The 12,639-nt window shown below is 64.8% G+C and carries 10 protein-coding genes; 8 read left to right on the forward strand and 2 right to left on the reverse strand.

Annotated features, from left to right (window positions below; genetic code table 11):
• Positions 1 to 136 precede the first annotated feature (136 nt).
• Positions 137 to 4,072, forward strand: a complete 3,936-nt coding sequence (locus L2I41_RS05820; RefSeq protein ID WP_237152567.1) for a tetratricopeptide repeat protein — start codon at positions 137 to 139, stop codon at positions 4,070 to 4,072.
• Between the two features lie 30 nt (positions 4,073 to 4,102).
• Here the strand turns inward: L2I41_RS05820 and fliP are convergent, their stop codons facing one another.
• Entirely contained in the window at positions 4,103 to 4,888 is a 786-nt protein-coding gene (gene fliP, locus L2I41_RS05825; protein WP_237152568.1) for a flagellar type III secretion system pore protein FliP, read from the reverse strand.
• Positions 4,889 to 5,050: 162 nt separating this feature from the next.
• Positions 5,051 to 6,487 (reverse strand): flagellar biosynthetic protein FliO, encoded by a 1,437-nt coding sequence (locus L2I41_RS05830; RefSeq protein WP_237152569.1) that lies wholly within the window; start codon positions 6,485 to 6,487, stop codon positions 5,051 to 5,053.
• A 407-nt stretch (positions 6,488 to 6,894) separates the two neighbouring features.
• On the opposite strand from L2I41_RS05830, the gene flgB reads away from it, so the two are divergent.
• The 7 genes from flgB to cckA form a co-directional block, all read left to right on the forward strand.
• Positions 6,895 to 7,305 carry a flagellar basal body rod protein FlgB gene (gene flgB, locus L2I41_RS05835; RefSeq protein ID WP_237152570.1) on the forward strand — a complete coding sequence of 137 codons (411 nt, stop codon included), beginning with the start codon at positions 6,895 to 6,897 and terminating at the stop codon, positions 7,303 to 7,305.
• A gap of 36 nt (positions 7,306 to 7,341) precedes the next feature.
• Positions 7,342 to 7,752 (forward strand): flagellar basal body rod protein FlgC, encoded by a 411-nt coding sequence (flgC, locus tag L2I41_RS05840; protein WP_237152571.1) that lies wholly within the window; start codon positions 7,342 to 7,344, stop codon positions 7,750 to 7,752.
• Positions 7,753 to 7,796: 44 nt separating this feature from the next.
• On the forward strand, positions 7,797 to 8,126 hold the full coding sequence (gene fliE, locus L2I41_RS05845) for a flagellar hook-basal body complex protein FliE (protein WP_237152572.1): 330 nt from the start codon (positions 7,797 to 7,799) through the stop codon (positions 8,124 to 8,126).
• A gap of 45 nt (positions 8,127 to 8,171) precedes the next feature.
• Complete coding sequence (gene fliQ, locus L2I41_RS05850; RefSeq protein ID WP_237152573.1) at positions 8,172 to 8,435, forward strand: flagellar biosynthesis protein FliQ; 264 nt, start codon at positions 8,172 to 8,174, stop codon at positions 8,433 to 8,435.
• Positions 8,432 to 9,196 (forward strand): flagellar biosynthetic protein FliR, encoded by a 765-nt coding sequence (gene fliR, locus L2I41_RS05855; RefSeq protein WP_237152574.1) that lies wholly within the window; start codon positions 8,432 to 8,434, stop codon positions 9,194 to 9,196. The genes fliQ and fliR overlap by 4 nt, the downstream gene beginning before the upstream one ends.
• Before the next feature lie 13 nt (positions 9,197 to 9,209).
• Positions 9,210 to 10,286 carry a flagellar biosynthesis protein FlhB gene (gene flhB / locus L2I41_RS05860; protein WP_237152575.1) on the forward strand — a complete coding sequence of 359 codons (1,077 nt, stop codon included), beginning with the start codon at positions 9,210 to 9,212 and terminating at the stop codon, positions 10,284 to 10,286.
• A gap of 279 nt (positions 10,287 to 10,565) precedes the next feature.
• Positions 10,566 to 12,639, forward strand: a 2,074-nt coding sequence (gene cckA / locus L2I41_RS05865; protein WP_237152576.1) for a cell cycle histidine kinase CckA, incomplete at its 3' end; no start/stop codon positions are given.

Here is a 12,639-nt window from a genome sequence, read left to right on the forward strand (position 1 = left end):
GCGCGGCAGCCTAGGGTTCATGACAGTGCCGGACGTGTGTCCGGCGTCTGGATGTGAACAGGATATGCGCGCCGCCTGGAGCCTTGACCGCCTTGGATCTTCAGCCTGCTGCAGCCCGGAATGGGGGCTGCGGTGGTTGGCGGCATTGCTCGTCTGCTGTGCTGTCTTCACGCTTGGAATGGCCGCGCCGGCCGCCGCCAACTATCGTGCCGAGGTCGAGCTCAAGACCGAACCGAACTTCGGCCGGATGATCGTTACCTTTCCCGATCTCAACATCATGCCGGCCTACAAGGTGGAGTCGGACAATGGTGTGCTGGTGTTGAAGTTCGACCAGCCGGTTGATCTCAACACCGACAATGTGCCCTCCATCCTGCATGACTATGTGATGATCGCCCGTGCCGACCCGGAAGGTCTGGGCGCACGCTTTGCTCTGGCGCGGATGGTCAAGGTCAACACCATGGAGGCCGGGCCGCAGCTCTTCATCGACTTCCTGTCGCCCAACTGGTCCGGCCCGCCGCCGCGCCTGCCGGACGAGGTGATCGCCGCGCTCGCCAAGCGGGCCGAGGCCGCCGCGATCGCTGCCAAGCAGGCCGAGATGATGAAGGTGGAGGGAAACCGCATCGCGCATGTCGATGTCTCGGCGAGTCGTACGCCGACCTTCAGCCGCATCACCTTCAAATGGAACGTGCCCTTCGAGGCGAACTTCCATCGTCAGGACACCAGTGTCAGCGTGGTGTTCAACCGGCTGGCAACGGCTGACATCAGCGACATCAAGGCCAACCTGCCACCCTTCGTCGACGACATGTCGACGGTCCAGACCGACAAGGGTGTCGCCTTCAACGTGGCGGTCCAGCCCGTTGCCGACGTGCGCGCCTTCAAGGACGAGAATACCTATGTGATCGATGTGCAGGGACCGCCGGACCCGTCGACCATGGCGCCGATCGATCAGGCGCTGCAGTCTGCGGTCGGCATCGTTCCGGAGACGACGCCGGGCGCGACCGATCATGTGTCGGCCCCCGGGCAGGATCCGACCACGGCGGATTCCCCTGACGCGACTGCGCATGGCGCTGCGGCGCCCGATGCGGCGGCGCATGGAGACGCCACTGCCGCCCACACGGAGGCCGGGGCGCATGCCGCTCCTGCCGACCATGCCGCGACGCCGGCGGAAGGTGCGCCTGCGCCTGCCCACGAGAATGTCGACGCAAATGCCGGGCATGCCGCCCCAACCGAAGCCGGCCATGCTCCTGTGACCGAGGCCGGCGCCGACGCCCCGCCGGCCCAGGACACGCACGCGGAGGCGACACCGCCGGCGCCCGCAGACCATGCTGCAGCCGAAGCGCCCACCGAGGCCGCGCACCCGGCGCCTGATGCGGGCGCTCATGCTCCTGAGGCACCTGCCGCGGTAGCTCACGCTGCCGAGACGCTGGCCGCGACCAACGAAGCGCCGGTCACCGCCGGGACGACATCCCAGACCGACACGACCGCTGCACCGCATGCGGCGGCAAACGAACCGTCAGCGACGGCGGCGCCGCAGGATCAGGCCGAACTGCCGGACAATGCGCTCACGCGCGTGCTGACCGACGGCATCATCCGTGTCGACGCCAAGCGGGTAGGGCAGGCGACGCATCTGGTTTTCCCCTATCAGCACCCGACGGGCTCGGCGCTGTTCACGCGGGGCAACACGCTGTGGATGGTGTTCGACGACCCCGCGCCGATCGATTCTGCGTCGCTGCAGGATGCGCTGGCCGGCTTTGCGCGCAGCATCGAGCCGATGACCATCGGCGACGCACAGGCGCTGCGGATCGAGATGGCAAAGTCCTTCCTGGCGACCATCGGGCCGGATGGAAACAATTGGGTGGTGACCATCGGCGAGCTTGTCACCGATCCGCCGCGCCCCTTGCCGATTTCGCGCAATGTGCATCTGGACGGGTCAAAGTCGCTGGACGTGCCCTTCGGCCAGGTGTCGAAGATCCATCGCTTCCAGGATCCGAGTTCGGGCGAGACGCTGTTTGTCGTCACCGGCAAGGGACAGCCGCGCGGTCTCATCAAGCCGCAGAGCTTTGCCGAGATGGATGCGCTGCAGTCGGCGCATGGTCTCGCCTTCATCCCGAAGGTGGATGATCTCGAGGTGACCGCCTCCGGCGAGTTGGTCTCGATCTCGCGACCGGGTGGCATGGCGGTATCCACGGTGGCGCAGCAGAAGAAGGCCAGCCTGCTGGATCTGCCGCTGTCGCTGGGGTCGACCTTCAATCGCAAGAATGGCTATGTGGATTTCCACGGCATGGCCGCGAGCGATCCGCAAGACTTCTGGGACAAGCGTCACAAGATGACGCTGGATGTTGCGCAGGCGCGCGAGATGCCCGAGCGGGTCGAGAAATGGTACAAGACCGCGACCTTCAATCTGGCGAATGGTCTCGGCCCCGAGACCATCGGGCCGCTGAACCTCATCGGCATGCTGGCACCAGAGGAGACGGCGTCCGATCGCATGGCGGTGCTGCGGGCCGGTGGCGAACTGCTGACCTACCGGCCGGAGGAAACGCTGAAGCTCCTAGACCGACCGGAGTTCAGCGAGAGCCCGGACGCTTCGGTCTGGCGTGGCATGGCCTACGCGGACCTCGGCAAGTATCCTGAGGCCCAAAAGGAGTTCGTGCATGGCGACGTGGCCATCGGCACGTTTCCGCCGCTGATCCAGCGCCGCTACATGCTCGACGACGTGGCGACCGCCATCGAGCTCAAGGATTTCACGACGGCCCGCGATCTCCTGGCCAAGATCGATCCGCAGACGCTGAGCAAGCCCGAGCGCGCCAAGTTGGACCTGCTGAGCGCGCTGGCGCGCGATGCGGCCGGTCATGTCTCGGATGCCATCGAGCTCCTGTCCAATATCGTGCGCGAGTCCAACGGTCCGACGGCGGCCGAGGCGACCTACCGCCTGGTGCAGATGCAGCGGCGCGAAGGGCTGATCACCCTCGACCAGGGCATCGACCGGTTGGAGCAGCTGGCGGTGGCCTGGCGCGGCGACGAGATCGAACTGAAGACCCTGCGGCTGCTCAGCCAGTATTCGGTGGAGCGGGGCAACTATCGGCGCGCCTTCGAAGTGATGCGGGTGGCCGAACAGGTCAACCCAAATGCCAAGACGACGCGGCTTATCAGCCAGGACATGCAGTCGGCCTTCGCCCAGCTGTTCCTCGATGGCAAGGCCGACAGCATGAAGCCCATCGACGCGCTGGCGCTCTATTATGACTTCCGTGAGCTGACACCGAACGGTCGTCGTGGTGACGCCATGGTGCGCAAGCTTGCCGACCGGCTGGTGGACGTGGATCTGCTGCCGCAGGCCTCGCAGCTTCTGGACTATCAGGTGCAGAACCGCTTGCGCGGTGCGGCGCGGGCGCAGGTGGCGGCCGATCTGGCGATGATCTACCTGCTGGACCATCGCCCCGACAAGGCGCTGCTGACCTTGGCCAAGACGCGTCAGGCGGAGCTGCCGGTGGCGATCGAACGCCAGCGCAGGACCGTGGAAGCCAAGGCGATGGCGGACTCGGGCAATCCCGACGGCGCGCTTGAGCTGGTGCGACCGCTGGACGGTCCGGAAGTCGATCGGCTGCGGGCGGACATTCTGTGGTCGGCCAATCGCTATGGTGAGGCCGGCGATCAGTTCGAGCGGCTGCTCGGCGGGCGCTGGAACGACAATCTGCCGCTGTCTCCGGTGGAGCAGCTGGAAGTTCTGAAGGCGGGTATCGGCTACACGCTGGTCAACGATCGGCTCAGCGTCGACCGGCTGAGATCCAAGTATGCCGGGAAGATGGCCGAGACGCCGAATGGTTCGGCTTTCGAGGCGGTAACCGGCCCGATCACCGCCAATGGCGCCAACTTCGATGAAGTGGTGAAGTCGGTCGGTTCGGCCGATACCATGTCGTCCTTCCTCTCGGACTATCGCAAGCGCTATCTGGACATTGGCGTCAGCGACAAGCCGGCGGTGATCGATGGCGCCGGTGGCCCGTCGGCGGACGCTGCTGCGCCCACCGATACCGCGCCGCGCGCCGACGCCGGTCAGGCCGGCCCGAGTGCGGGCTGATCGACTGTGGGCAACCGGCCGTCGGCCTGATCAGGTGACGTAGCTGCGGATCAGGCTGCCGGCGAGCAGCGACCAGCCGTCCACCAGCACGAAGAAGATCAGCTTGAACGGCAGCGAGACGACAACAGGCGGCAGCATCATCATGCCCATGGCCATGAGGATCGACGAGACGACCATGTCGATGATCAGGAAGGGCAGATAGAGCAGGAAGCCGATCTCGAAGGCCCGGCGCAGCTCCGAGATCATGAAGGCGGGTATGATGATCCGCGTTTCAAGGTCCGACTGCTGGTCGGGTTGGGGCACGCCCGAGAGATCGACGAAGAGCTTCAAGTCCGCCTCGCGGGTGTTCTTCAGCATGAAGGCGCGGAAGGGGGCGAGGGCGCGATCGAAGCCCACGTCCAGTTCGACCTGATTGTCGACCACCGGCTTGACGCCTTCGTTGTAGGCCTGCTCGAAGGTGGGCGCCATGATGAAGGCGCTGAGGAAGAGCGCGAAGGACACCATAACCGCATTGGGCGGCGCTGACTGCAGGCCGATGGCGCTGCGCAAGAGCGAGAGCACGACGACGATGCGGGTGAAGCTCGTCATCATCACGAGGATGGACGGGGCAAGACTCAGCACCGTCATCAAGCCGATCAGCTGGACGGCACGCTGGGTCAGCGTCGAGCCCTGCCCGAGCGAAATCGAGACGTCCTGAGCTGCGGCGGGGGCGACGGTCAGGGCGGTGGCACAGGCCACGGCCAGCACACCGAGACCGATCCGCCAGCCTGTCGAGCGGAAGCGCCGGGCGCTTTGGTCTGCGGACGAGTCGTGCATCGGAAATGCAACCTTCCCTGACGTTTGTGTCGCCTCGACCGCCAACTGTTGCCAGGCGACGCCTGTCTGGGCGTCATGGCCGGCTACGCAGTTTCATCGCGGTCTCTGTCAGGAGGTTGTTAACCCGGGCGCGCCCAAGGACAAGAGCGCGCCCGGCGTTGATCAACGTTTTCCCTTGGAATCTCCGGCCAGCTCGTCGAGCAGGCGGGCCATCTCGTCTTCCAGCGAGGAAAACTCGGGCGCGTCGGCCTTGGCCGGAGCTGCCACAGGCGGCGGTTCGACGGCCGGCACAGCGGCCACGACCGGAGCGGCGTGCGGCGGATCGAAGCGCGAGGACTCACGGGAGACCAGACTGGATTCAAGGGCCTTGGTCAGATCTTCATCGAAGCTGGGCGAGGTGAGGGCGGTGGGCTCGGCCACCGGCTCCTGTGCCGGCGAAGCGACGCGCGGGCGGCGCTCGACCGCAGTCGGGTTGGCCCGGGGGGCGAAGGAGCGCTCGACCGGCTTGGCTTCGACGGGCTTGGGATCGGCGACGCGCGGCTCGATACGGGCTTCGACTGCCGGTGTTTCGACGGGCTTTGCCTCGACGCTCTTGGGCTCGGCCGGCTTGGCGGTCTGCTGCTGGGTGCGCGGACGCAGCCACGCGCTGGCGGCGGGAATCACGGGGCGAGCGGCGGCAGGCTGCGCGCGCGGCTCGACCTTGGGCTCGGGCGTGGTCGGTGCGGGACGGGCGAGCGGAGCGACTTCAGCCGTCGCCGGACGAACGGGCGCGGGCGCCGGTGCGGCTTCCACAGGGGCGCCGATGTCGCCAAGGTCGTTCTTCAGGGCCTCGTCCAAATGACGGGCGAGATCCTCAAAGGCGTTGCTTTCGGGCGCGGGCTGGGCAACCGGCTGTTCGGGCGCGGCGATTGGCGATTCCGGCTGCGGGACGATGGCAGCGATCGGGCTGACGGTGGGAACCACGCGCTCCGGCTCGGGCGGCACATAAGCGGTGGGCGCAACCGGCGTGGGTTCCACAACGGGCGCACGCTGCGGCACGGGCTTGGGGCGCAGGGTTGCCACGGCCGGGCTGCGCTCGACCGGATTGGAGCGCGAGAGCGGGGGCTGGCGCACGATCGGCGCTTCCGCCGCGCGGACCGGCACAGGGGCGGGTTGGGCGAGAGGCTCGGGGGTGGCGGACTGAATGGCAGGCGCCGGCTCAACGGGGATTGCGGATGGTTCGGACCGCGCGGTGTCCTCGGGTTCCGCCGCAACGGGGGCCGAACTGCGCAGTCCGGCGCGCCCGATGCTGCCGACCGGCACGCCACGGATGATCGTGGGCTCGACGACGAGGTCGTTGCCGCCACCGACAAGAATCAGATGTTCGACATTGTCGCGGCGAACGAGGATCAGGCGACGCTTGGGATCGACCGCCACGGCATCCACCACGGCGAGCCGGTTTTGACGACCCTTGAACGCAGCGAGAGCGCCGCCGCCGACGGAGTTCTGCAGGACCCAACGCAACAGCCACAAAAGTCCGGCGATCACAGCGAATGCCAGGGCGTATTTGATCACCGTTGCACCGGCGGAGCCGAACCAATTTACCAACAGATCCTGCATGTTCCTTACCTGCTCAAAGTCGTCGCGCCGGCACGGCGGACGGGCGTATTTGACGGTTTACCCAATAAATCGAAAATTATTTGGTAACCTCACTACGGCGTTACGATCGTTTCTTTTCCATCGTAACGCGGCAACAATTTCCCCTTCGTCGCAATGCGCAAGGGCAGTGCGTATAGCCCCAAGTCGAGATATCCGCCAATTTTGGCAATTTTCAAGCCTGTTCTATCCCTGAAGGCTTAATTGTTAACCACTCGTTAACCATCAGGCCGGCAATTATTGCCTAGAAGCCCGGGGCCGAGACTCAATGTCCACTGTCGCGACCGGGGCTCTTCAAGGGCAGCAAGGGCTGGCGGTGGCGTCCATTTCGCCCGACAGCCCCTGCAAAACGCGATCGGCGGTTCTGTTCGATGTCAATGACCGACATTCCCATGCTGCAGGCCATCAAGGCCAAGCTCAAGTATCACGAGCTTCGGCAGAAAGTGCTTGCCGAGAACGTCGCCAATGCGGAGACGCCCGGATATCAGGGCAAGGACATCAAGCCGCAGGATTTCTTCCGCGTAGCGGTGGAAGACAGCGACCGGTCAGGCGTCATGCCCATCACCACCAGTCCGCTGCACATGCCCGGACAGATGATCACCAACACCGGCCCCAACAAGGAGCAGACGGTGGATGGCTATGAAGTGACGCCGGATGGCAACTCGGTGTCCCTCGAAGATCAGATGATGAAGGTCACCGACAACCAGATGGACTACCAGGTGGCGACCAATCTCTACCAGCGCAGTCTCAACCTGCTGAAAACAGCGGTCGGCAAGCGGTGATAGCCCGGCGCAACATTTCTCGACAGGAGCGGTAGCATGGACTTCCTAAAGACGCTGATGATCTCCTCCGCCGGGCTCAAGGTTCAGAACGGGCGCATGCGGATCATCGCCGAAAACCTTGCCAACTCGGACTCGGTGGCCGCGGGGCCGGGGCAGGATCCCTATCGCCGCAAGATCCCGACCGTGACGTCGAGCTTCGACAAGGAGCTTGGAGCGGAAGTGGTCAGGCTCGGCAAGGTGGCGCGCGACGAGAGCGATTTTGAAAGCCGCTATGAGCCCGGCAACCCAGCCGCCGATGGCTCCGGCATGGTCAAGTATCCCAATGTCCAGCCACTGGTCGAGATGGTCGACATGCAGAGTGCCCAGCGCACCTACGAGGCCAATCTGAACGTGGTCAGCACGACGCGTTCGATGCTTCAGCGCACCGTGGACATTCTCAAGGGCTGATCTCGCAGAGCGGCGACAATAACAACAGGACGGGCGGATAGACCATGGCTCTCACGACGGCACTCAACGCGGCAAGTGTGTATGGCGCCATGTCGCGTCTGGCGAATCGAGCGCAGTCCGTGCAGACTCAGGCCGGTGGCAGCGGTGAAAGCGGCGGTCTCGATTTCGGCAACATGCTCAGGGATCAGGTGAAGTCGGTTGTGGCCCAGGGCAATGCGTCCGAGGCCAAGCAGGCGGGACTGATGGCAGGCAAGGCCGATCTCGTCGACGTGGTGACCGCTGTTTCGGAAACGGAAGTGGCACTCGATACGATGGTGTCGGTGCGCGATCGCGTGATCTCAGCCTATGAAGAGATCATGCGCATGCCGATCTGACGGCGACGTCCGGTCGGCGCGGCAGCTTGCTTGTGGAGCGCGATCATGACCGGCGCGGAAGTTCTCGATATCGCCCGCGACGCCATCTGGGTGACGGTGAAGATCGCCGCGCCGACCATGCTTGTCGGCCTTGTTGTCGGTCTGGTGGTGGCGCTGTTCCAGGCGCTGACGCAGATCCAGGAACAGACACTGGCCTTCATCCCGAAGATCCTTTCCATCTTTCTTGTCTTGCTGTTGACGCTGCCCTTCATGGCGGACGCCATCAACGGCTTCATGCTGCGCATTTCCGAGCGGATTATTTCCGGATGATCGTCCACGTCCTCCCTGATGTGACGGTGCTGTTCCTGCTGCTGTTTGCGCGCATCGGGTCGATGGTGATGCTGATGCCGGGCGTCGGCGAGCAGACGATTTCGGCGACCATCCGCCTAGCCTTTGCGCTGCTGCTGACGCTGATCCTCTATCCGGTGGAGGCGCGGACGCTGCCGGCGGGACTGTCGGACGACATGAACCGCATGCTGGTGGCGATGATCTGGGAAATCATGATCGGGCTCGGGCTCGGGCTGCTGGCGCGCCTGCTTCTGTCGGTGGCGCAGATCGCCGGTACGACGATCGCGTCGGCGATCGGTCTCGGTTTTGCCCAAAGCGTTGACCCGACCATGGGCCAGCAGGGTGCCATTCTCTCGTCCTTCCTGAGCGTGGTGGGCGTGACGCTGATCTTTGCGACCGACCTGCACCATGTGGCCATCGCCGGCATCGCGGGCAGCTACAAGCTGTTCCCGCCCGGCGAAATGATCCCGCTCGGCGACTTCCGCGATGCGGCCATCATGACCATTGCCGACAGTTTCAAGGTCGGCATCCAGATCTCGGCGCCGTTCCTGGTCTTTGCGCTGGTCTTCAACCTGGGGCTCGGCGTGCTGCAGAAGCTGATGCCGCAGTTCCAGGTGTTCTTCATGGCGATGCCGGTGACCATCATGCTCGGCCTCGTTTTCTTCGCCTTTCTCATCGGCACCATCATGAGCCTCTACGAGGGCCATGTTGAAACGGGGCTGATGCGGCTGGTTCCGAACTGAGGGGTTCGAAACCATGGCCGAAGAAGGCGACGACAGCGACAAGACGGAAGAACCAACCCAGCGAAGGCTGCAACAGGCGCACGAACAGGGCGACGTTGTCCGAAGTCTCGAAGTGAGCACCTTTTTCACGCTCGCGGGCGTGGCGGTGGTCGTCGGGATGGTCGGGCAGGGGACCATACATTCGATGTTCGCGCCCTTGCGGGGGCTCATCGAACATGCCGCCGACCTGTCGATGGATGGCGGAGGCCTTCGGCGGCTCTATCTCGCAATCGGTGGCGCCATCGGCATCGGCATAGCCATCCCGCTGGCGGTGATGGCGGTGGTGGCGATCGCCGGCCATCTCGTCCAGCATCGCATGGTGTTCTCGGCGGACAGCCTGATCCCGCGCCTGTCCAAGGTATCGCCGCTGGCGGGGTTCAAGCGGCTGTTCTCGGTGGACAGCCTGATCAACTTCCTGCGCGGCATGCTCAAGGTCGCCGTGCTCGGCGCGGTGATGACCTATGTGCTCTGGCCGGAGCGCAATCGGCTGGACCAGCTGATCACCATCGACATCTCGCAGATGCTGTCGGTGGCGCAGGCGGTGTCGATGAAGATGCTCTATGCCATGCTGGCGATCATGTTCCTGATCGCCGTGCTGGACTATGCCTGGGCGCGCTGGCGCTGGATGCAGAGGCACAGGATGTCGCTGCAAGAGGTGAAGGACGAGCACAAGCAGATCGAAGGCGATCCGACCGTCAAGGGCAAGCTCAAGGCTCTGCGCATGGAGCGGGCCCGCAATCGCATGATGGCCAATGTGCCGAAGGCGACGGTGGTGGTGACCAACCCGACGCATTATGCGGTGGCCTTGAAATATGACGAGGGCATGCAGGCACCGGTCTGCGTTGCCAAGGGCGTCGACGAAGTGGCCCTTCGCATTCGCGAGATCGCAAAGGGCGCCGACGTGCCGGTGGTGGAGAATCCGCCGCTGGCCCGAACGCTCTATGCCTCGGTGGAACTCGATCAGATGGTGCCGGCCCAGCATTACAAGGCAGTGGCGCAACTCATCGGTTACGTGCTCAATCTCAAGAAGAAGGCGGCCTGGCGGAACTAGGTTGGGCGCGACAGTGCATGACGGGCGGTCAACAGCCGGAAGGCGACGGGGTGGCAGTCCCGGTGTCAAAAGCTGCCAAAAGCGGCAGCCGGGGTGTTCTCATCGCAGCGAATGGGTGACAAGCCCCTGCAAAACTTCAAAAAAGCCCCGTGTGTCATTTGCCTCGGCCCGGTTGATTGTTAATGATTGACCGTTGACAACTCCGATTCTCATCTTGCGCGCTTTCGGTCGCCCTGCATGACGTCGGAATCGCGATTTGGCAGGCGAGGCGAGCGCGGGATGACTGAAAACGAGTCGGCACCCTCGGTGGAGACACCGATCGTCGATCGAACGGAGCGGGGCGGCAACGTCGGGCTCGTTGTGGCGCTTGCGCTGTCGTTGGTGCTGGCAGCGGCGGTCTTTGCGGTGCTCGATCGGTCATCGGCGGAGCCCTATGTGCTCGGGCTCCTCGGGCTCCTTGCCGTCGTTGGCGTGTTCTCCCTGTTTGCTGCGGCCATCGGGCTCATTCGGCTTGGCGCGCGTGGCGAGAACCAGAACGCCCTTTCCAAGCGCTTCCTCGACACGATGACGGATGGTGTCTGCGTCACCGATCCGGAAGGGCGCATCGTCTATGCCAATGCCGCCTATGGCCGGCTGATCCGCGCCGAAGCGGCGACGGATGTGCGGACGGTCGAGCGGGTGTTTTCCGGCGATCCCGATGCGGCGGACGTGATCTTCCGTCTGGCGCAGGCCTCGCGCGAAGGGCGGCGGGCGACGGAGGAGGTGCGCGTTGCACATGCCCTCGGCCGCAGTGACGGGCCGGCGCGCTGGTATCGCATCCGCGTCCGGCCGCTGCCGGGACTGGCGACGCCGCTCAATGTCTGGCAGGTGGCCGACGTCACCCGCGATCGCGACGAACAGGAAGACAGTTTCCAGGCGTTGCAACGGGCGGTGAACTTCCTCGACCACGCGCCGGCCGGCTTCTTCTCGGCCAATGCGCTGGGGCGTGTGGTCTACATGAACGCGACGCTGGCCGATTGGCTCGGCTATGATCTTGCCGAGTTCGAGCCGGGCGTGCTGGCACTCAAGGATATCCTGCTCGGCGACGGTACGGCGCTGCTCGACGGGGTGCGCGGGGCGTCGGGCGAGGTGAAGACCGGCATGGTCGACCTCGACCTCATCAAGCGCAACGGCCAGAGCATGCCGGCGCGCATCATCCACCGGGTGCCGGTGGGGGTGGACGGCGACATCGGCGACAGCCGGACGCTGGTGCTCAATCGATCGCCGGGCGAGGACATTTCGGAGTCGCTGCGGGCGGCCGAGGTGCGCTTCACGCGTTTCTTCAATAATACACCGGTGGCGATCGCCTCGGTGGACAAGGACGGCCGCATCGGCCGCAACAATGCGCCGTTCATGCGCCTGTTCGGGGCCTTCGTGAAGCCGGACGCCACGGCGCCGCGCGGGCGGCTGACCGACGTGGTCGCAGAGCGCGACCGGCCGGCGATCTCCGAGGCGGTCAAGTCTGCTGTCACCGGGCAGGGCAATATTTCGGGCATCGACGTGTCGCTGCCGGACGACAAGGGGCGCTCGGCGCGCTTCTTCGTGTCGACGGTGGAAGAGGGGGCTGGCGACGGCGAGGTGGCCGTGGTCTACGCGCTCGATACCACCGAGCAGCGGGCGCTGGAGGCGCAGTTTGCGCAAGGCCAGAAGATGCAGGCGGTGGGACAGCTCGCCGGCGGTGTGGCGCATGACTTCAACAATGTGCTGACCGCGATCATCGGCTTCTCGGACCTGCTGCTGTCGAGCCACAGGCCGACCGATCCATCCTTCCAGGACATCATGAACATCAAGCAGAATGCCAACCGCGCGGCGGGTCTTGTCCGCCAGCTGCTGGCCTTCTCGCGCCGCCAGACACTGCGGCCGCAGGTGCTGAACCTGTCGGACGTGCTGGCGGACCTGTCGATCCTGCTCGGCCGTCTCCTCGGCGAGAAGGTTCAGTTGAGGGTGGTGCATGGCCGCGACCTCTGGACCGTGATGGCCGACCTCAACCAGTTCGAGCAGGTGGTGATCAATCTGGCGGTGAACGCCCGCGACGCCATGCACGAGGCCGGCAAGCTGGAGATTCGCACCTCCAACGTGACGCACGCCGAGGCGGAAAAGCTCACCTACAAGGGCATGCCGGCGGCCGACTATGTGCTGATCGAGGTGGAGGATACCGGTACCGGCATGCCGCCGGAGATCATGGAAAAGATCTTCGAGCCGTTCTTCTCGACCAAGGAAGTGGGCAAGGGCACCGGCCTTGGCCTGTCGACGGTCTATGGCATCGTCAAGCAGACCGGCGGCTATATCTATCCGGAATCCGAGGTGGGGGTGG

This window comes from Oryzibacter oryziterrae, from assembly GCF_021864535.1.
In the GTDB taxonomy this organism is placed as follows: Bacteria; Pseudomonadota; Alphaproteobacteria; order Rhizobiales; family Pleomorphomonadaceae; genus Pleomorphomonas; species Pleomorphomonas oryziterrae.